Source organism: Sorangium sp. So ce1036, assembly GCF_051369805.1.
GTDB classification, from domain to species: domain Bacteria; phylum Myxococcota_A; class Polyangia; order Polyangiales; family Polyangiaceae; genus Sorangium; species Sorangium cellulosum_F.
In genome coordinates this window covers 7,628,271-7,648,312 of sequence record NZ_JBBMOX010000001.1, presented here as the reverse complement: position 1 = coordinate 7,648,312, position 20,042 = coordinate 7,628,271, and the positions used below count along the sequence as shown (strand labels likewise).

The 20,042-nt window shown below is 74.1% G+C and carries 16 protein-coding genes and 1 tRNA gene; 10 read left to right on the top strand and 7 right to left on the bottom strand.

The window, feature by feature from the left end:
• Window positions 1–12: 12 nt before the first annotated feature.
• From WMF31_RS28740 to smc, 3 genes are all read right to left on the bottom strand, one after another.
• Window positions 13–1,662, bottom strand: a complete 1,650-nt coding sequence (locus WMF31_RS28740) for an ATP-binding protein (RefSeq protein WP_436605008.1) — start codon at window positions 1,660–1,662, stop codon at window positions 13–15.
• A gap of 123 nt (window positions 1,663–1,785) precedes the next feature.
• Window positions 1,786–2,358, bottom strand: a complete 573-nt coding sequence (locus WMF31_RS28735; protein ID WP_436605007.1) for a hypothetical protein — start codon at window positions 2,356–2,358, stop codon at window positions 1,786–1,788.
• Complete coding sequence (smc, locus tag WMF31_RS28730) at window positions 2,355–5,960, bottom strand: chromosome segregation protein SMC (protein WP_436605006.1); 3,606 nt, start codon at window positions 5,958–5,960, stop codon at window positions 2,355–2,357. The genes WMF31_RS28735 and smc overlap by 4 nt, the downstream gene beginning before the upstream one ends.
• 237 nt (window positions 5,961–6,197) lie before the next feature.
• Between smc and WMF31_RS28725 the strand changes: the two genes are divergently transcribed.
• The 3 genes from WMF31_RS28725 (at window position 6,198) to WMF31_RS28715 (ending at window position 8,858) form a co-directional block, all read left to right on the top strand.
• Window positions 6,198–6,563 carry an FmdB family zinc ribbon protein gene (locus WMF31_RS28725; RefSeq protein WP_436605005.1) on the top strand — a complete coding sequence of 122 codons (366 nt, stop codon included), beginning with the start codon at window positions 6,198–6,200 and terminating at the stop codon, window positions 6,561–6,563.
• Window positions 6,564–6,726: 163 nt separating this feature from the next.
• The gene (locus WMF31_RS28720) at window positions 6,727–7,821 is read left to right on the top strand and encodes a bifunctional chorismate mutase/prephenate dehydratase (RefSeq protein WP_436605004.1); all 1,095 of its coding nucleotides are present in this window, start codon (window positions 6,727–6,729) and stop codon (window positions 7,819–7,821) included.
• A complete protein-coding gene (locus WMF31_RS28715) occupies window positions 7,821–8,858 on the top strand; it encodes a hypothetical protein (RefSeq protein WP_436605003.1) in 1,038 nt (345 codons plus the stop codon). Before WMF31_RS28720 ends, WMF31_RS28715 begins: the two co-directional genes overlap by 1 nt.
• Window position 8,859: 1 nt before the next feature.
• Here the strand turns inward: WMF31_RS28715 and WMF31_RS28710 are convergent, their stop codons facing one another.
• Window positions 8,860–11,580, bottom strand: coding sequence for an ATP-dependent RNA helicase (locus WMF31_RS28710; protein ID WP_436605002.1), 2,721 nt, complete (start codon window positions 11,578–11,580; stop codon window positions 8,860–8,862).
• Between the two features lie 89 nt (window positions 11,581–11,669).
• On the opposite strand from WMF31_RS28710, the gene WMF31_RS28705 reads away from it, so the two are divergent.
• On the top strand, window positions 11,670–13,262 hold the full coding sequence (locus WMF31_RS28705; RefSeq protein WP_436605001.1) for an amidase: 1,593 nt from the start codon (window positions 11,670–11,672) through the stop codon (window positions 13,260–13,262).
• A gap of 132 nt (window positions 13,263–13,394) precedes the next feature.
• On the opposite strand, the gene WMF31_RS28700 is transcribed toward WMF31_RS28705, so the two are convergent.
• From WMF31_RS28700 to rpsU, 3 genes are all read right to left on the bottom strand, one after another.
• Window positions 13,395–13,469 (bottom strand) — tRNA-Pro (locus WMF31_RS28700).
• Between the two features lie 173 nt (window positions 13,470–13,642).
• A complete protein-coding gene (locus tag WMF31_RS28695) occupies window positions 13,643–14,779 on the bottom strand; it encodes a glycosyltransferase family 4 protein (RefSeq protein WP_436605000.1) in 1,137 nt (378 codons plus the stop codon).
• Between the two features lie 311 nt (window positions 14,780–15,090).
• Entirely contained in the window at window positions 15,091–15,315 is a 225-nt protein-coding gene (gene rpsU / locus WMF31_RS28690) for a 30S ribosomal protein S21 (RefSeq protein WP_012234386.1), read from the bottom strand.
• 346 nt (window positions 15,316–15,661) lie between these two features.
• On the opposite strand from rpsU, the gene WMF31_RS28685 reads away from it, so the two are divergent.
• The 6 genes from WMF31_RS28685 to WMF31_RS28660 all read left to right on the top strand — a co-directional run bounded on the left by WMF31_RS28685 (window position 15,662) and on the right by WMF31_RS28660 (window position 20,037).
• Window positions 15,662–16,243 carry a Fur family transcriptional regulator gene (locus WMF31_RS28685; protein WP_436604999.1) on the top strand — a complete coding sequence of 194 codons (582 nt, stop codon included), beginning with the start codon at window positions 15,662–15,664 and terminating at the stop codon, window positions 16,241–16,243.
• A gap of 81 nt (window positions 16,244–16,324) precedes the next feature.
• Window positions 16,325–16,753: a rubrerythrin family protein gene (locus WMF31_RS28680; RefSeq protein ID WP_129346499.1), complete on the top strand. Its 429-nt coding sequence runs from the start codon at window positions 16,325–16,327 to the stop codon at window positions 16,751–16,753.
• A 199-nt stretch (window positions 16,754–16,952) separates the two neighbouring features.
• On the top strand, window positions 16,953–18,332 hold the full coding sequence (locus WMF31_RS28675) for a heterodisulfide reductase-related iron-sulfur binding cluster (protein ID WP_436604998.1): 1,380 nt from the start codon (window positions 16,953–16,955) through the stop codon (window positions 18,330–18,332).
• Window positions 18,333–18,347: 15 nt separating this feature from the next.
• Entirely contained in the window at window positions 18,348–18,923 is a 576-nt protein-coding gene (locus WMF31_RS28670; RefSeq protein WP_436604997.1) for a DUF3501 family protein, read from the top strand.
• A 5-nt stretch (window positions 18,924–18,928) separates the two neighbouring features.
• On the top strand, window positions 18,929–19,372 hold the full coding sequence (locus WMF31_RS28665) for an acyl-CoA thioesterase (RefSeq protein WP_436604996.1): 444 nt from the start codon (window positions 18,929–18,931) through the stop codon (window positions 19,370–19,372).
• Entirely contained in the window at window positions 19,369–20,037 is a 669-nt protein-coding gene (locus WMF31_RS28660; RefSeq protein WP_436604995.1) for a phospholipase D family protein, read from the top strand. The genes WMF31_RS28665 and WMF31_RS28660 overlap by 4 nt, the downstream gene beginning before the upstream one ends.
• The last annotated feature ends 5 nt before the right edge of the window (window positions 20,038–20,042 follow it).

The window sequence follows — 20,042 nt, the reverse complement described above, 5'->3', positions numbered from 1 at the left end:
CGGCGCGCGACGTCAGGGCGAGGCGACGACCTCGTCGATCATCGAGAGCAGCGTCGGCGCGTCGAACGGCTTCAGCAGCGTCCGGGCGCTGACCTGCTCCAGGAACGCCTTGCTCCGCTCCGTGAAGGCGCCGCCGGTCAGGAACACGATCCGGCGCTGCTGCTCGGGCGCGTGCTCCGCGAGCGACGCGTAAAAGTCCATTCCCGTCATGTCCGGCATCATGAGATCGCACAGGATGGCGTCGTAGCGCTCTCCGGCGCGGATGCGGGCGAGCGCGTCGCGCGCGCTCGCCGTCGCGATCGTCTCGTGCCGCGGCTCGAGCGTCCCCGCGATCGCCCGCGCGAGGAGCGGCTCGTCGTCGATGATGAGGACCCGCCGCCGCGGCGCCGAGCGCTGCTCGGGCGCGGCGGGCCCGCCGCCCTCGCGCAGCCAGCGCGAGGCGCCGGCGCCCGGCGCGGGCGGGGCGCGCTCGGCGCCGGCGCTGGCCGCGGGCAGGGCGACACGGAAGACGCTGCCCTCGCCAGGGCGGCTCTCCACCTCGATCCGACCCCCCAGCGCCGTGACGATGGCGTGGCAGATCGCGAGCCCGAGCCCGAGGCCCTCGCCCTCCCCCTTGCTCGTGTAGAACGGCTCGAAGATCCGCCCGAGCGACTCGGGCGCGATCCCGGTGCCCGTGTCGCGCACCTCGACGACGACCCAACCGGCGGGGTCGTGGCGCGTCGAGAGCGCGATCTCGTTCTGCTCGGCGAGCCCCTCCGGGATGGCCTGCGCGGCGTTCACGATGAGGTTCAGGAAGACCTGCGCGAGCCGCTGCTCGTTCGCCTCGACGGGCGGCACGTCCTGGAAGCTCCGGACGACGCGGGCGCGGTGCCGGATCTCGTTCATCGCCATGTGGACGCACGAGTCGAGCACCCGTCTGATCTCGACCGGGCCCCGGCGGTCGCCCTCGGCGCGCGAGAACGTGTGGAGGTCGCGCACGATGATCCGCACCCGCTCGGCGCCCTCCCGGGCGTCTTCCAGGAGGCTCAGCACCTCGGAGAGCTCGCCCGATGGCCCCCGGCCGTCGCCGTGGGAGCGGCCCCAGGGCCCGCCGCGCGAGGCGCCGCTCCGCCGCTCGAGCGCGCCGATGCGCCGGATGGCCGCGTCGACGTTCGTGATGACGAAGGCGAGGGGGTTGTTGATCTCGTGGGCGACGCCGGCGGCGAGCGTGCCGACGCTCGCCATACGACCGGCGAGGACGAGGCGGGCCTGCGTCTGCGCGAGCGCGCGGCGCGAGGCGGACTCGCGCGCGGCGCGCTCGCGGACGACGGAGAGCCGCGCCGCGGCGCCCGCGCCCTCGCCGCTCACGAGCAGGAAATCGCTCGCGCCCGCCGCGACGATGCCCTCGATGTCCGCGTCGCGCTCGGTGATCGCGAGGAGGAGCACCGCCTCGCCGCCCGGCTGAGCCCGCAGCCGGCCGCAGAACGCCGCGGCGCCGGCCGGCTCGCTCCAGTCCACGGCGAGCACCGGCGGCTGCTCGCGCAGGCAGCGCTCGAGCGCGTCCTCCGGGCTGGAGGCGACGCTGACGTCCGGCACATGGCGTCGCACCAGCGCTTCAACTCGATCGCTCGCCGCGGTGCGCCCGCGGAGGAGCAGGATGGCGGCCGGCTCCGCGCAGCCCATCGACGTCCTCTCAGCGTGTCCTTCGCGGACCTTTTACCGCATCTCCACGCCCGCGTGCAGGTGGGGTGATCCGCCGCCCTCCGTTGGCCTCGCCCACCTCACAGCGTCCCGGCTTCTCCGGGCTCACCCGCTTCGCGACGGGCTCGCGGTCGCGTCGTCGTCCGGGTCGCCGTCGTCGGCGACCCGCGACGCCCCGTCCGTGAGCGGCGGGTACAGGCTCTCGACGAACGCCGCGGAGAGCCGCTCCGCGATGCGCGCGTCCATCCGCGCCATCGCCTCGCGCAGCCGATCGATCTCCTCCGAGAGGCTCGCCTTGAGCGGCCGGCGCTGCGCCGCCTCCATCGCGGCGAGCGCCGAGCGCGCCTCCTCGAGGCGGGCGCGCGCCGCCTCGTCCGCGCCGGACTCCCGGAGCAGGTGCTCGGCCACGCGCACGCGCCCGCGGTAATGCACCCGCGTCCGCTCGAGGAAATCCCGGTACGGCTTCACGGCCCCGCTGAGTGCCTGCACCGAGGCCGCGAGCGCGCGCGCCTCGCCGCGGAGCGCCTCGCGATCGGCGTCGCCGAGGGCCGGGTTGTGCGCGACGTGCGCCTCGAGCGTCGCGAGCACCTCGCGGGCCCAGCGCAGGTGCCGTAGCCCCGAGGCGCCACGGGAGAGGCGCGGCCCGGGCGCCTCCTCCGGGGCCCGCCGCGCGCTCACGCCACCGCCGCCGCCGGCGCCGCCTCGCGCTCCGGGCGCTTCGCGGTCTCGTTGATCCGCACGCTGACGAGCTTCGAGACGCCGGGCTCCTGCATCGTGACGCCGTAGAGCACGTCGACCGACTGCATCGTGCGCTTGATGTGCGTGATCAGGATGAACTGCGAGTGGCTCGTCATGCTCCGGATCGCCTCGTTATAGCGGGCCACGTTCGCCTCATCGAGCGGCGCGTCGACCTCGTCGAGGATGCAGAACGGCGACGGCTTGAACTGGAAGATCGCGAAGATCAGCGACACCGCGGTGAGCGCCTTCTCGCCGCCGCTCATGAGCTCGATGTTCCCGAGCTTCTTGCCGGGCGGCTGCGCCAGGATCTCGATCCCCGTCTCCAGCATGTCGTCGGGGTTCGTCAGCCTGAGCTCCGCCTGCCCGCCGCGGAACATCTTCGGGAACAGCGCCTTGAAGCGCGCGTTGATGCCGTCGTACGTCGTCTTGAAGAGCCGCTTCGACTCGCGGTTCATCTGGGCGATCGCCTTCTCGAGGTCGTCGAGCGCCTTCTCGAGGTCCGCCTTCTGGCCCGAGTAGTACGTGTGCCGCTCCTCCGCCTCGGCGTGCTCGCGCACGGCGTCGAGGTTGACCGGGCCCATGCGGTCGAGCAGCTCCGTGAGCTCCTGGATGCGCGCGCGGTGCGAGGCGTCGACCGGCGGCCGCTTGTGGTAGTCGCCGACCACGCGGTCGAGCTCCAGCCCGCGGAAGCGCTCGCGCACCCCCTCGATGAGGTGGTTGTGCTCGACCCGCAGCCGCTCCAGCGCGAGCTCGTGCTTGCGGAGCCGCTCCGTGACCTCGGCGAGCTCCTGCCGCAGCCCCCGCAGGTCGGCCTCGCGCCCCGCGTGCGCCTGCCGCGCCTCGTCCAGCGCGCGCCGCGCCTCGGTCAGCGCGGCCTGCGCCGCGTGCGCCTCCGCGACCGCGCTCACCAGCGCCTCGCGCGCCAGGACGATCGTCGCCGCGGCCTTGCCGGCGGCCGCCGCGCTCTCCGTCCGCTCCTGGTCGAGCCGGGCGATCCGGCCCTCGAGCTCGGTGCACGACCGCGTGAGCCGCTCGATCGTGCCCCGCGCCGCCGCGGCGCGCTCGCGCACGCGCGCCAGCTTCACCTTGCGCTCGGTCACGACCGACTGCTGCCCGAGCACCCGCTCGCGCCACTCGGCCGCGACCTGCTCGGCGTGCTCCAGCCCGGCCGCCGCCGCCTCGCGCGCCGCGCGCCCCGCCTCGAGCTTGTCCCGCGCCGCCTGCTGCTCGCTCCCGCCGGCGTCGAGGTTGTCGGCGAGGTCCTCGAGCTCGCCGCGCACCACGCCCTCGCGCTTCTGCGCCGCCGCGAGCTGCTCCTCCGCGCGGCGGAGGTCCTTCTCGGCCGTCACGAGCGCGAGCTCCCCCTCGTGCGCCTCGCTGCGCGCCCGCTCCAGCGCCGTCCCCACCTCGGCGATGCGCTGGCGCAGCTTCTGCTGCGCGTCGAGCAGCGCCGTCACCTCCTCCGACCTGGCCGCGACGAGCTCGTGCAGCGCGCGCATCTCGCGCTTCTGCTCGATCATGCCGGCCGCGACGGCGTCGCCCGAGCCGCCGCTCACCACGCCGTCCTCGCGCACGACCGTGCCGTCGAGCGCCACGAGCGCGCACCCCGCGCCCTCCCTCGCGAGCCGCGCGGCGACCTCGGCGGACTCGACGACCACCGCGTCGCCCACGAGGGCCCGCGCGAGCGCCTCGTCCTCGGGCGCGAACACGAGCCGGTCCACGAGCGGCCCCAGCACCCCCTCGCCGCGCGGCGGCCGCCGCGCCGCGCCGGCCACGAACGCCGGCCGCGCCGCGATCACGCTGGCGCGCCCGCGGTTGTTCTTCGACAGATCCGCGAGCAGCGCGAGCCCGCGCTCGACGTCGCTCACGACCGCGCATTGCAGCCGGTCGCCGAGCAGCCCGGCGAAGGCCGCGGTCAGCTCGGCCGGCGCCTCGATCCGGTCGGCCACGAGCCCGAGCAGCGCCGGGTCCTTGGTCTTGAGCAGGTTCTTCACCCCGGCGCCGACGCCCTCCAGCCGGGCGTGCAGCTCCTCGAGCGCGCGCAGCCGGTTGCGGCGCTGCCCGAGCTCGTTCTTCGCGTGCTCCACGGCGCGATCGCTCGCGACCGCCTGCTCCCGGAGCGCCCGCATCTCCGCGTCGAGCCGCGCGCGCTCCTCCGCGGAGATCCGCTTGCCCTCCGCGAGCTCCGTCACGTGCCGGGCCAGCGACGAGCGCCGCCGCTCGAGCTCCTCGGCCTCGACCAGGAGCCGGCCGAGCTCGTCCTCGAGCTTCGTCCGTCGCTGGCTCATCTCCGCCATGCGCCGGTCGAACCCCGCGAGGGACGCCTCGGCGGCCGCGACCGCCGCCGTGGCGTCGGCGGCCCGCCGGCGCAGCGCGGCGACCTCGTGCTCGGCGGTGCGCTCGCCGTGCCGCAGCTCCTCGAGCCGCTCGTGCTGCTCCAGGGCGAGCTCGCTCTCCCGCGCCTCCTCCTCCTCGACGCCGGCGAGCTGCGCCTCGAGCTGCCCCTTCTCGGCCCGGAGCTCCTCGACCGTCTTCTCGAGCTCGGCCTGCTCCTTGGCCGCGGTGACGAGCCGCTCCTCCATGTGCCGGAGCCGGTCGCGCGCCCGTGCGATCTCGGCCTCGTGGGTGCGCACCTGGTTGTCGGCCGCGAACGCCTCGTTCTGCGCCCGCTCGGCCCGCTCCTCGCAGGCGAGGGCCTCGAGCCGGGTGACCTCGATCTCGGCCTCGCGCGCGGAGAGCGCCGTCCCGGCCGCCTGCGCCCGCTCCGCGTGCTCGGCCCTGCCGACCGACTCGTGCTGCGTGAGCACCGTGATCTCGAGGAGCTTGTGCGAGGCCTCGTGGAGCACGAGGTCCTCGAGCTCCTTGCGGTAGTTCACGTAGCGCTCGGCCTTCGCCGCCTGGCGCTTGAGCGACGCGAGGTTGCGCTGGATCTCGGAGACGATGTCCCCCACGCGGAGCAGGTTCTGCCGCGTCTGCTCCATCTTCTGCTCGGCCTGCTTCTTCCTGGCCTTGTACTTCGTGATGCCGGCGGCCTCCTCGATGAGCAGCCTCCGGTCCTCCGGGCGCGCCGAGACGATGAGCCCGATCTTGCCCTGCTCGACGATGGAGTAGGCCTTCGTGCCGACGCCGGTGCCGAGGAAGAGGTCGGTCACGTCCTTGAGCCGGACCTGGGTCTTGTTGATGAGGTACTCGCTCGTCCCGTCGCGGAAGAGCCGGCGGGTCACGGCGATCTCCGCGTAATCCCGATATTCCAGCGGTAGCTGCGACGCCGACGCCGGATCGCTGTTGTCGAAGGTGAGCGTCACCTCCGCCATGCCGTGCTGGGCGCGCGTCTCGGAGCCGTTGAAGATGACGTCCGACATCGACTTACCGCGCAGGTGCTTCGCGCTCTGCTCGCCGATGGCCCACCGGATCGCATCGACGATATTCGACTTGCCGCAGCCGTTCGGCCCGACGATGCCCACCACGTCGGTGTCGAAATGGACCACCGTCCGGTCGACGAACGATTTGAACCCGCTGATCTCGAGCTTCCGAATGCGCATGACGTCCCCGGGACCGGCCAGACGGACCTGAACGTATCGTCACAGCACGCCACGTACCGTCACGCCTGGCGTTCCTGGGTCTACGTGTACTGGCACCGGGCGGCAAGACCGGAAGCCGACCGTCCCCCCGCGGTTCGCGGACCAGGTCTTGCCCCTGCGCCGATGGCGCTTGCCGAGGATAACCCAGCATCGGGCGCGGTACGTGCTCTTTGGCAGCCACCTTGACAGGTGGCTAACGTGACCATATCCCTCGCGTTGTTCGAGGAGTACAACGCCATGCCCACTTACGAGTACGCCTGCACATCCTGCGCGCATGAATGGGAAGCTGAGCAATCCATCAAGGAGGCGCCGCTTTCGGAGTGCCCGGCGTGCAGCCAGGCGACGGCGCGCCGGCAGATCTCGCGCGGGACGGGGTTCATCCTGAAGGGCGGCGGCTGGTACTCCGACCTGTACGCCTCGAGCTCGAACAAGCCGGCGAAGTCGGATGGCGGCTCGGGGAGCGCCGGGTCGGAGGGGAAGGGCTCGGGCTCGGACAGCTCCTCGTCGGCCGCCGGCAGCACCAAGAGCGACGCCAGCGCCTCGTCCGCCACCGCGACAGCCTGACGCCGGCCCGGCCGGGCGCCGGCTCGGCGGGCACCGACGGGCGGCGGTGTGGTCAGCGCGGCGGCATCGCGCCGCCCGGCGGCGTCCTTGCGCCGTCCGTGGCGCTGCGCGCCCCGGGCGCTGCGTGTCCACCTGCGCCGGGGGCGGTGCTAGGGTGGCCGGGATGGATGAGAGAAAGCGACTTGAGGAGCTCCGCCGGCAGCTCACGGAGCTGGATCAAGAAATCCTGCGCACCATCGAGCGCCGGGCGCGCATCGCGCACGAGCTGGCCTGGCTGAGGACGGGCACGGCCCGCTTCGCCCCCACGGCAGACGCCGCGCACGTCCAGGCGCTCGAGCGGGCCGTGACGCCGCCGTTCCCGGTGCGCGCCGTCCGGCCCATCTTCGTCGCCATCGACGCGGCCTCCCGCGCCTACGAGGTCGCGCCCCGGGTCGCGTACCTGGGCGCCGAGGGCGACTATGGCTGGACCGCGGCGCACGATCACTTCGGGGTCGGCGGCGAGTTCGTCCGCGCGGAGAGCCCCCTCGCCGCCATCGAGGAGGTCGCGCGCTCGCGCGCGGACTTCGCCGTGGTCCCGTACGAGTCGCTCAAGGAGGGGCCGATCTTCCCGACGATCCAGGCGATCGGCGGCGCCGATCTCAAGGTGGTCGGCGAGCGCCACCTGGCGCAGGCGCTCGACCTCGTGAACCGGAGCGGCAACCTCGCCGACGTCGAGCGGGTCTATGCCTCGCCGCAGGATCACGTGGCGTGCGTGAACTACCTCGAGCTCCAGCACCCGCGCGCGCTGGTGCTCGACGTGCGGGGCCCGCAGGCGGCCTGGGAGCTCGCGGCCGAGGACGGCGGCAGCGCCGCCATCGTCCCCCGTGGTTTCCGCGGCGGGCAGGAGCTCCGGGTCGCCCGCGAGAACGTCGGCGACGAGGGGGAGGTCCGGATCCGCTACGCGGTGCTCTCGCGCCTCCCCTCGCCGCGCTCGGGCCACGACGCCACGGCGATCCTGTTCAGCGTCCAGGATCGCCCCGGCGCGCTCCACGACATCCTCCAGCACTTCAAGGAGCGCAGCTGCAACCTCCGGCGGGTCCACTCCCGGCCCGTCCCCGGCGAGGGCTGGGACTACGTCTTCTACGTCGAGGTCAGCGGTCACACGACCGATCGCGCGCTCGTCGCGGCGCTCGAGGGGGTGAAGCGCGAGACCAAGATGCTGAAGATCATCGGCTCCTTCCCCCTGGAGCGCCCCGACACGCCGCACGAGCGCGCTTGATGGCGAGGACGATGGTGCGGACGCTGCTGCATGCCCGGACCGCCGCGGCCCTGCGCCGCGCGGCGGGCGCGCTCGCGCTCGTCGCGCTCACCGCCCCGGCGCTCGCCGGCTGCGGCGGCGCGGACGACAGCCTCGCGCTGGTCGGCGGGGAGAAGATCGACGCGACGGCGATCGATCGCGATCCCCTCGCCGTCCTGCCGAGCGGCGCGGTGATGCTCGGCTACCTCGACGCGGCGGCGTTGTTCACCTCCAGCCTGGGAGGCGAGGTGAACCAGATCATCACGAGCCTGCTGCCGCTGGGCCCGGAGTCGAACTTCGTCCCCGCGCGCGACGTCGTGAAGATCCACGGCGGCCTCTATGCGATGCAGGGCGCGGACTTCTGCGCCGTGATGCAGGGCAACTTCGACGTCGACGCGATCCGCCGCGCCGCCGACGCGCGGACCGTCACCGTCATCGGCGCGCCGCTCGTGAAGACGCGCTACGCCGACAACGACCTCTTCACGGCCGGCAACGTCGGCTTCGTGGTGCTCACGCCCCACACGATCCTCACCGGCAACGAGACCGGCATGCGGCGGGCGCTCGACCGGCTCCGCTCCGGCAAGCTGGAGCGCTCCGTGCCCGCGTGGATGGTCGATCTCATCGGCACCAGGGGCGCGTCGTTCGCCGTGGCCGGCGACCTCTCGAGCCAGGCCGCCGTCGCGTCCGCGGCCGGGCAGCTCCCGTTCCTCGCGGGCCTGCAGTACGTGCGCATCATCGGCAACTTCCAGCCGCCCGGGGTGAATTTCGCCGGCGCGCTCACGTACGCCGATCCGCAGAGCGCGGCGAGCGGCGCGGTCGCGCTCCGCAACCTCGAGCAGATCGCCAAGATCGCGAGCGTGCTCTCGTCGTGGGGGTTCGGCTACGGCTCGGTCCCGCCCATGCAGGTCGCGCAGCGCGAGAGCGATGTCGCGTTCACGGTGCCCCTCGGCGAGGGGATCGTGCGCATGCTGCTCCGCACGACCGCCGAGACGGCGAGGAGCGTGGCGCTCCTGCGCTGACTCACGCCTTCCGGAGCGGCGCGCGCGACGGCGGCGCGGCGTGGGCGGGGTCGTCCGGCCACGCGTGCTTCGGGTAACGGCGGCGGAGCTCCTTCGCGATGGCCGGGTAGTGCCGGGCCCAGAACCCCGACAGATCGGTCGTGACCTGCACGGGGCGCTGGTTCGGCGCGCACAGGTGCAGCACCACGGGCACCCGCCCGCCGGCGACCCGCGGCCCCTCCGCCATGCCGAAGAAGTCCTGCAGCCGGGACGCGAGCGACGGCGGCGCGCGTGCGGTGTACTCCAGGCGCGCGCGCCGGCCGCCGGGCAGCGTGATCGCCTCGGGGGCGAGCTCGGCGAGCGCTCGCGCCTGCGCAGGGCTCAACGAGGCGTGCACGGCGCCCGACAGGTCGGCGTCGCGGAGCTCGGCGAAGCTCCTCCGGCCCTCGCAGAGCGCCTCGAGCGCGGTGAGCACGGCGTCCTCCCCGACGTCGGGCAGCCCGGCGTCCGGGCAGTGCGCGCGCACGAACGCGACCCGCGCGAGCCAGCGATCGAGCGCGTCGCCGTGCGCGAACGCCCGCCACCCCTTCGCCCGCGCCTGGGCGGCGAGCTCCCGCGCCGCCGCTTGCGACAGCGGCCCGCCCGCGTCCAGGGCCGGGCGCGCCTCGTCGAGCACCAGGGCGTCGTACGAGAGCCGGCGCACGACCTCGACGCGCTCCGCGGCGGCGCTCCACGTCGCCTCCGTGGTGTCGCGGATCGCGTCCGTGAACAGGTCGAGCAGCCAGTCCGCCTCGATCGCGCTCGCCGCCCGGACGACCGTGCGCGCCGAGCGCCCCTCGCTGCGCTCCTCGATGTCGACCGCGACCACGAGGTCGACGTCATCCACCGCGCTCGCCTCGGAGAGCGCGGCGGTGCCGCCCGCGGCGAGGACGATCTCCCGCCCGCTCCGCCCCGAGGCGTTCGCCGGGCGGCGCAGCCGGCCCACCCGGTCGGGGTAGCCGGTGAGGATCGCGATGCGCTGCGCGATCTCGCGGGCCTCCGCGGTCTCCGGCGGCGCCGCGCGCCGGGGATCGGCGAGCCGCGCGAGCTGCTTGCGCGTCCGCTCCACGGCGAGCGCGCGCGCCGGGTCGACGCCGAGCCACCGCAGCCGGTCCGCCGCGAACCGCGCGCGCGCCGCCTCCTCGAAGGTCTGGAGCGACGCGAGCAGGTCGGAGCTGTGCCGCGCGTCGCCCCTCCGCCCGTGGGCCTCCCGCGGGCCCCCGGGCGCGCCGAGGTCGCGCTCGGCGACGAGCGCCGCGAGGGCGCACCCGTCGTCGGCGACGCCGCGCCGCTCGGCCTCGACGATCATCCGCGCTTGCCGCGGGTGCGCCGGGAAGCGCAGCATCCGCCGCCCGGTCGGCGTCACGCGCCGCCGCTCGTCCAGCGCGCCGAGCCGCACGAGCAGCGCCTCGGCCGCGGTGAGCGCGGCCGGGGGCGGCGCCTCCAGCCACCCGAACCCCTCGAGATCGGCGACCCCCGCGGCGCAGAGCTCGAGCACCGTCTCCGCGAGATCGAGCCGGCGGATCTCGGGCGCCTCGTGCTCCGGCCGCGAGGAGAGATCGCCGCGCGTGTAGAGCCGCAGGCAGCGGCCGGGGCGCGTCCGCCCGGCGCGGCCCGCCCGCTGCGCGGCCGAGGCGCGGGCGATCGGCGCGACGCGGAGCGTCGGCAGCCCGGACCAGGGCGCGTGCGCGGCCACGCGCGCGAGCCCGCTGTCGATGACCGCCACGACGCCGTCGATGGTGACGGAGGTCTCGGCCACGTTGGTCGAGAGGATGATCTTGCGCCGATCCGCGGGGCGCACCGCGCGGTCCTGCTCCGCGGCCGACAGCGAGCCGTGGAGGGGGAGGAGCAGGAGATCCGCGCTCCTGGCGAGGGCCGCGCACGCCTCCATCGACCGCCGGATCTCCGCGGAGCCTGGCAGGAACACCAGCACGTCGCCGTCGAGACCCTCGTCGACGAGCTGCTTCACCGAGGAGGCGACCAGGCTCTCGAGCGTCCGGTCGCCCCAGTGCGCCGGGGCGCGGCGATCGCCGGCGAGGGCCGCCGCGCTCGCGCGGGCGCTCGGCAGGTGCTCGATCGCGACGTCGAACATCCGCCCCTCGGCGCGCACGACCGGCGCCATGGGGCCCGGGGCCGCCGGCGCGCCGTGCCCCTCGGCGGCGCCGGCGAGCGCGTCGGGCTGCGCCGGCGCGCCGCCGAGGAACGCCGCGATGGGGCCGGCGTCGAGCGTCGCCGACATGACCACGATCCGGAGATCGGGCCGCGCGCCGCGCTGCAGCCGCCTGAGCAGCGCGAGCGCGACGTCGCCCGCGAGGTGCCGCTCGTGAAACTCGTCGAGCACCACGGCGCTGACGCCCCGGAGCTCGCGATCGACGAGGAGCCGCCGCGTCAGCACGCCCTCGGTGACGAAGCGGATCCGCGTGGCCGGGCCGGCGGCCTCCTCGAAGCGCATCGTGTAGCCCACGGTCTCGCCGACGCGCTCGCCGAGCTCCTCGGCCACGCGGCGCGCCGACAGGCGCGCGGCGAGCCGCCTCGGCTCGAGCACCAGGATCTCGCCGCGCTCCGCGAACCCCGCGTCGAGCAGCGCGCGCGGCACGCGCGTCGTCTTGCCCGCGCCGGGCGGCGCCTCGAGCACCACGCTCGGGTGCGCGCGCAGGGTGGCGCAGAGATCGGGGAGGATCGGATCGATCGGCAGCGGCTGCATGGCTTCGGCGCGCGCCCCTCGCAGGGGGCGGGGCGCCCGGAGCCTAGCAACCCTGGGCGCGCGCGGACCTGTGATACTCGTCGAGGACCGTGAGCGCCTCGACCGATCCGACCCATCTTTCCGCCACCGCCCTCTCGGCGCTGCTCGCGGCGCGCGAGATCAGCGCCGAGGAGGTCGTGCGGGCGCACCTCGCGCGCATCGACGCGCTCGATCCGGAGGTCCGCGCCTTCACCCAGGTGTTCCGCCGCGAGGCGCTCGTGGCCGCCCGCGGCCTCGACGACGAGCGCCGCCGCGGGGACGTCCGGGGGCCGCTGCACGGGCTCCCGATCACGGTCAAGGAGTCGCTCGACATGGCCGGCATGGCCTCCACGCTCGGCGTCGCGGCCAGGAGCGGCCACCGGGCCGAGGGCGACGCGGGCGTCACCGCGCTGCTCCGCCGCGCGGGCGCGGTGATCCTCGGGCGCACGAACGTGTCGCAGATGCTCCTGTTCAACGAGGCGCGCAACCCCCTCTTCGGCCAGACGGCGAACCCGTGGGACCTCGACCGCAGCCCGGGGGGCTCGTCCGGAGGCGAGGCCGCCGCCATCGCCGCGGGGATGTCGCCGCTCGGCATCGGTACGGACATCGGCGGCAGCATCCGCGTCCCCGCGCACTGCTGCGGCATCGCCGGCCTCAAGCCCACGCTCGATCGCTGGACCAACAAGGGCAGCAACACGGCCCTGCTCGGGCAGGAGGCGATCCGCTCGCAGGTCGGCCCGATGGCCAGGAGCGCCCGCGACCTCGCGCTCGTCATGGCCGCGCTCGATCCGGCCGCCATGGCCGAGCTGGACGTGCGCGTGCCGCCGTTCCCGCTCACCGCGCCGGCGAGCGTCGAGGTGGCCCGGCTGCGCGTCGGGTTCTACTGCGACGACGGCCTGGTCCCCTCGTCGTCCGCGGTCGCCCGCGCCGTCGTGAAGGCGGCGTCGGCCCTGCGCGCGCGGGGCGCCACCGTCGTGCCGTTCACGCCGCCCGGCATCCCGGACGCGATCTATGCGTACTTCGCGGCGCTCTCCGCGGACGGCGGCTCGACGGCGCTGTCGCTCATGGAGGCGGGCGACGGCGCGGACGTCGACGTCTCCCTCCGGTCGCTCCGCACGCTGGCGTCGCTCCCGCCGTTCGCGCGGCGCGCCGCCGCGCGCGTCGCCGGCCTCGCGGGCGAGCGGAGGCTCCAGCGCCTGCTCGAGGTCAGCGGGGCGAAGTCCGTCTCCGAGCTCTGGCGCATCACGCACGCGCTCCGCGAGGCGCGCGCCGCGATCGCGTCGGCGATGCGCGCCGAGGCGCTCGACGTGCTGCTCTGCCCTCCGTACGCCACGCCGGCGCTGCCGCACACCGCGTCGCGGGACTTCGTCCTCGCGAGCAGCGCCGCGATGCTCTGGAACCTCGCGCAATTCCCGGCCGGCGTCGTCCCGGTGAGCCGCGTGCGGGCCGAGGAGGCGCGCCGGGAGCGGCCGCGCGACCGCCTGGAGAGGCGGGCCGCCGAGGTCGATGCGCGGAGCGAAGGGCTGCCCGTCGGCGTCCAGGTGGTGGGCTACCCGTTCTGCGACCACGTGGTGCTGGCCGCCATGATCGCCCTCGAGGACGAGCTCGCCGGCGAGCCGGATCGTCCCATCACGCCCGTCTCGCCGCCCTCGCCCGCCGGCTGACGCGCGAGCTCCGGGGCGCGCCAGCGACACCGGGATCCCATCGCGGCGCCGCGCGACGCTGCCACGATCCGGCTCAAATACAGGCCCTACAAAGCCGAAAGGTCCGCCGGAGAATCATCTCCGCCGGACCAGTCGGGGCGAGTGGATTCGAACCACCGACCCCTTGACCCCCAGTCAAGTGCGCTAACCAGGCTGCGCTACGCCCCGGGCCACTCCGCCGCCTCGTTTCGGTGCGGAGCGAGGGCGCACCGTAGTCGAAGCTTCGAGAATTGCAAGGACATCGCGACGCGCATCGCAAGGTCGCTCCGGACGGGGCGCCGGCGCCGAGCAAAACCGCGCGGGGCGGGCCCTGAAATGCTCCGGAGGAAGGCCGCGGTCCCTCAGGAGGACGGCGCGAGCGCGGGCGCGCGCTCCGAGCGGCGCGATGGGATCGTCCGGAGCGCGGCCGCGAGGCTGTCTCGGGTGCCCGCCGTGACGACGATCCCGTCGTCGCTCCTGGCCCATGCGGTCACGTCGCCGGCGTCGCACGCGATGACCGGCACGCCGAGCGCGCGCGCCTCGCGGATCACCGTGGGGGCGGCCTCGTGCGACGACGGGTGGAGCAGCACGTCCGCCGCCGCGATCCACGCGAGCGCCTCGCGCCTCGGGAGCGCGCCCGTGAAGCGCACCTCCGCGCCGACAGCGCCGCCGCCACCCGGCGAGCTCCCCTGGGCGCCGTCGCCTCGGCGCGCGAGGCGCTCGAGCGCGGCGCGCTCCGGGCCGTCGCCGATCACGACGAGCCGCAGCCCGGGGCCCACGGCGCGCGCCGCCTCGATCGCGAGCTCGACCCGCTTGGTCGTGATCAGCCGGCACGCGACGACCGCGAGGCGCTCTCCAGGGCCTCGCAGGAGCTCGCGCCGGAGCAGGCGCGCGCGCTCCGCGACGGGGGGCAGCGCGATCGCGGGGGGCTCGACGCGCGACGCGTCGACGAGCGCGCGGGCCTGCTCCGGCGCGAGCGAGCTCGCGAGCGCGTCGCGGAGCGCGCGCGCGGCGAAGGCGAAGCGCGCGCCGCGCCGGAGGAGCGCGCCCACCACCGCCGCGCGGAGCGCGCGCGGCGCGCGGAGCAGCAGCCGCACGTCGGCGCCGTGCGCGCACGCCTCGAGCGGCGCGCGCGACCCGGCGAGCAGGAGCGGCCACGCGCAGGGGACGATCCAGTGCGCCACCGCGCGATCGACGGGCCCGAGCGCGCGGAGCCGCTCGAGCACGCCGGCCGCGAACGGGGCCACGGAGAGCAGCCGGAGCGGCGACTCGAGCGCGCGCGCCGCGGCGCCCGGCCACGCGAACAGCGCGCCCCCGCCCGCGCGATGCACGGTGAGCCCGCCGTCCTGCGAGGGAGGGGAGAGGAGCGAGCCCCCGGCGGCGATCACATGGACATCGGCCCCGCCGCGCGCGAGCGCCTGCGCCGACGACCTCACGAAATGGCCCGAGGGATCCTCCGAGCCGGCTGGATAGGACGTCGTGACGACGACGATGCGCATCGGACCTCGGGGACCGGGGCGCGCCGTGCTCCACGCTCGGGTCGAGCCGAGGCGCAGCCGGTCACGCCGCTGAGCGTGGCTGCTGAAACAAGAAAGCCAGGACCCAGAGCCCACGCGATCCGCCTGAACAGGCGGACCCCGCGTCCTCTGCGTCCTGGCCGTAGCTCTGGCGAGGACGACGATCGCGTCAGGCTCTGTCCATCGAGCGACTGCGCGCCCCGGTCTACCGGTCGAGCTCGCTCGTCAAGCCGCAGGATCCCTCGCCCGCTCTCTCCGGGCGTGAGCCGCTCGCGATGTTCGTCCGCCGGAACCTAGGCGACCATGTCCATCTTGGACCGCTTCCGGCGGCGCCGCGCGGCCTCCGAGGCCTTCTTACGTCGCTTCACGGACGGCTTCATGTAATGCCGACGCCGCTTCAGCTCGCGGAGGATCCCCTCGGCGGCCATCTTCCTCTTGAGGTGTTTGATGGCGCGCTCGATACCCTTGTCGCCCACGGCGACCTCGAGCGGTTTGCACTGGATGGCGTCGGTCGGCATGTCTCGAAGCGTCCTCTTGATCAGATGAAAACGGGCCCAGTCTTGGAGGCCGGACTGAAATTGCAAGCCGGCAGGAGGCCGGCAGCGCGGGGCGCGCACTATGGCAGAGGCCCCCGAGCCTCGCAAGAGCCATCCCGGTGAGGCCGGCCTCATCTTCATCCTCATCGCCCTCGTCAATCGCCGCACCAGGCACCGTCCGGAACATCCTGATGCGACGCGTTGCCATGCCCGCCGTCGATTGTCAGGACTTGCAATTGAGAATCTTTCTAAGTATCTACCCCCCATGGCCGCCCCGCGAACGCCTTCTGCGAAGGGTTCCGCGCCCCGTCCCTCTCCCCGGGGGCGTGTGGGCAGCTTCGACCGCGAGGCGGTCGAGGAGGATGCCCGGGTCGCGTCCATGCTGGCGTGTGTCAGGTCCTCGGGGCTCAAGCTGACGCCGCAGCGCCTGGCGATCGTCCGCGAGCTCGCGGTCGATCCCACCCATCCGACGGCTCAGGAGCTCTTCGAGCGGCTCCGGCCGGCGCTGCCGACGATGAGCTTCGCCACCGTGTACAACACGCTGGACGCGCTGGCCTCCGCCGGGCTCTGCGCCGCGCTGTCGCTGTCGCCCGGCGCGGCCCGCTTCGATCCGAACATGGCGGCGCATCACCACGCGGTGTGCGACCTCTGCGGGCTCGTGCGCGACGTGCCGTGCGAGCCCCCGAGCGAGCGCGCGGCGGAGCCCCTCTCCGCGTCGCTCGCGGCCGCGCCCGGCTTCGAGGTGCGCGCGGTGGAGCGGATCTACCGGGGCGTTTGCGCCGACTGCGCGAGATCGGCCCCGGGCGAGGCGCGCGCGCACGCGCAGCCTCGAGGTGCCGGGCACGCCGGCGCGGGCGAGCCACGCCCGCGCGCGGGAGCGCGACGCGCGCGGCGCCCGGAACGTGTCTAGCGGAGCCCCCGCGCCGCCGAGCGGATCTGCGCGGGGCATCAGCGTCTCATCCCAGCCGTTCAACGAAGGAGAACGAACACGATGACAACCAAGCAGCTTACGGGCACCAAGACGCACCAGAACCTGAAGGACGCGTTCGCCGGCGAGTCGCAGGCGAACCGCCGCTACCTGTACTTCGCAAAGATCGCGGACGTCGAGGGCCGCCCGGAGGTCGCGGGCCTCTTCAAGGACACCGCCGACGGCGAGACGGGCCACGCGCACGGCCACCTCGACTACCTCAAGGCGGCGGGCGACCCGGCGACCGGGCTGCCGATCGGCAACACGGAGAAGAACCTGAAGGCCGCCGTCGCCGGCGAGACCCACGAGTACGAGACGATGTACCCGGGGTTCGCCAAGGAGGCCCGCGAGGAGGGCTTCGACGACATCGCCGAGTGGTTCGAGACGCTCGCGAAGGCCGAGAAGTCGCACGCGGGGCGCTTCACGAAGGCCCTCCAGTCGCTCGACTTCTGAGCGGATCCGGTGAGAGCGCAGGCGCCCAGGATCGGCCGAGCCGCCGGCGGCTCGATCCGGGGCGCCGGCGCGGCCGCTCGCTTCATCGCCTCGCGTCGAAGCCGCGCGGCAAGCGGCCTGTTCGCCACGAACCCCAGGTGATTCCCAGGTGATCACGAACCCCAGGTGATTCCCAGGCGATGTTGAGAGGAACCGACCCGTGAGCGTCATCCGGCGTGCCCCCGATCGTCCACCGGCGACGTCGCCGAACGACGAGCGATACCTCGATCCCCGCGATCTCGAAGCGGAGCTGCGGCGGACCTTCCAGATCTGCCACGAGTGCCGCATGTGCGTCGGCTACTGCGGCTCGTTCCCCGAGCTGTTCGCCCGCGTCGACAGGGACATCGAGGCCGGCGTCGCCGAGGGGGCCGAGGCCCTCACCTACGAGGACTTCAAGGCGATCGGCGACGAGTGCTGGCAGTGCAAGCTCTGTTATATCAAGTGCCCCTACACCGCCGACGAGCACGCGTACGAGCTGCTCGATTACCCCCGCGCGCTCGCGCGCGAGCGCGCCGTGCGGGCGCAGCGCGAGGGCATCCCGCTGGTGGACAGGATCCTCGGCGAGCCGCAGCTCATCGGCGAGCTCGGCTCCGGCGTCGTCGCGCCGCTCTCGAACCTCGTGCAGGCGAGCCGCCTGCTGCGCAAGGTGCAGGAGAAGGTGACCGGGATCTCGTCGGAGTTTCCGCTCCCGGAGCTCGCGCGCAAGCCGTTCTCGTCCTGGTTCGCGGAGCACAGCCCCGCGGCGGACGCCGGCAAGCACGGCTCGGTGGTGCTCTTCGCGACCTGCTACGGCGAGTACAACACGCCCGGGGTCCCCGAGGCAGCGGTCCGCGTCCTCGAGCACAACGGCTACGCCGTGCACGTCCCCGGCTGCTCCTCGACGGGGGGGGATCCGCGGGACGCCGAGACCGGCAGGCTGACGTGCTGCGGGATGCCGAACCTCGACGGCGGCGATCTCGACGCGTTCATGGCCAAGGTGAAGGAGAACGTCGCGCTCCTGCTCCCGCATGTCCGCATGGGGAGGAAGATCGTCGTGGTCGGCCCGACGTGCGGCTACACGATGAAGAAGGAGTGGCCGGAGTACCTGCAGACGGCCGAGGCGCGCGAGGTCGCGGCCGCGACGGTCGACATGATGGAGCTCCTCGTCCAGCTCGGGCGGGAGAAGAAGCTGAACCGCGAGTTCAAGAAGGGCCTCGGCACGATCGCGTACCACGCCGCGTGCCACCTGCGCGCCCAGAAGATCGGCTTCCCCGGCGCCCGGGTGCTCGGCGTCGTCCCCGACACCGAGGTGCGCGTCGTCGAGCAGTGCTCGGCCGTGGACGGCACGTGGGGGATGAAGGCGGCCCACTACGAGACCGGCCGCAAGTACGCGTCCAAGCTCGTGCGCGGCGTCGCGGACGCGGACGTCATCGTCAGCGACTGCACCCTCGCCGGCCTCAGGATGGTCAAGGAGAACGGCGCCACGGTGCTGCACCCGGTCGAGGCGCTCGCCCACGCGTACGGGCTCGGCCCGACGTCGTCCCTCGGCCCGAAGTCGTAAAGGAGAAGAGCAGTCATGCGCCCCATCGATCGCAACGAGGTGCTCGGGATCGGCGATTACGAGGCGATCCGAGAGCGGTTCCGCAGCCGCGTCATCGAGGAGAAGCGGCCCCGCCGCGTGCGGATCGGCGACCACCTGACCGCGGTGTTCGAGAACCGCGACTCGGTGCTGTTCCAGATCCAGGAGATGCTCCGCACCGAGCGGATCACGAGCGAGAGCGGCATCCTCCACGAGATCGAGACCTACAACGATCTCATCCCGGGCGAGGGACAGCTCAGCCTGACGCTCTTCATCGAGATCCCCGACCGGTCGCTGCGCGACCGGATGCTCGTCGAGCTCGCCGGGATCGAGGACACGGTGTCGATCGAGGTCGACGGCGTCGCTGTGCGGGCGGTCGGCAAGCGCGACGGGGCCGTGGAGGGGCGCACGACCGCGGTGCACTACCTCAAGGCGGATCTGCCGGCCGACGCGCAGGCGGCGATCAAGGCGAGGAGGGCGGCGGCGTCGCTCGTCGTCTCGCACCCGCGCTACGCCGTGAAGGTCCCGCTCGGGAGGGCGACGCTCGACAAGCTCGCCGAGGATCTCGCCTAGGCGCGATGGTCTCCTTCGAGCGCCCGATCCGGTTCGAGGAGGTCGACGCCGCGGGCATCGTGTTCTTCGCGCACCACCTCGCCTACGCGCACGAGGCGATGGAGCGGTTCTTCGCGCCGCTCGACGGCGGCTACGCGGGGCTCATCCTCGGGCGGCGGATCGGGCTGCCGGCGGTGCGGGTCGAGGCCGACTACGCGGCGCCGGCGCGGTACGGCGAGGCGCTCCGGATCGAAACGTCCGTGGTCCACCTCGGCGGGAGGAGCGCCACGCTCCGGTACCGCATGATCCGCGTCCATGACGGCGTGCTGTCGGCCGATCTCCGGCACACGGTGGTGACCACCGATCTCGTGCGGCTCGCGTCGGTCCCGATGCCCGAGGACGTCCGCGCCCTGCTCCGCGCGCACCTCGAGCTCGATCCGGCGCCCGCCGACGCCGGTCGGTCAGGGTGAGCGCGCGGCCGCGGCCGGCGCGGGCGCGCGCGCCCGCCGCCGCGCAGGTGGGCGAAGCGGCGCCCGGCGCGTCGCTCAAGCGGCGCGTCGAGCTGACGCTGCTCCGCGACAGGGCGCACTACGACGCGCTCGTGATGGGCGCCGTCGCCAGGGCGCGCGTCTCGGTGTGGATCGCGACGGCCAACGTGAAGGAGCTGCGGGTCGAGGCGCCCATCGGATCGAGGGCGCGCGCCCGCGGCAGGACCATGTCGTTCCTCGACCTGCTCGACGCGCTCGCCGCCCGTGGGGTCGAGCTGCGCCTCTTGCACGCGGGCGTCCCGTCGCGGGCGTTCCGCGCCGAGCTCCGCCGCCGGCCCCGGCCGCCGATCGAGCTGCGGCGCTGCCCGCGGGTCCACCTGAAGATGATCGCCGTCGACGGCGCGCTCCTGTACCTCGGCTCGGCGAACCTCACCGGCGCCGGGCTCGGCGCGAAGGGCGAGGGGCGGCGCAACTTCGAGGCGGGCGTGCTCACGGACGACGACCTCCTGCTCGACGAGATGCAGGCCGCCTTCGACGCCATCTGGACCGGGGCCGAGTGCAAGGGGTGCAAGCTCCGGCCGCTGTGCCCGGGGCCGCTCGATCTGCTCCAAAAATCCCGTTGCGCTGGCGGCCCCGATCGCCGATGAGCAAC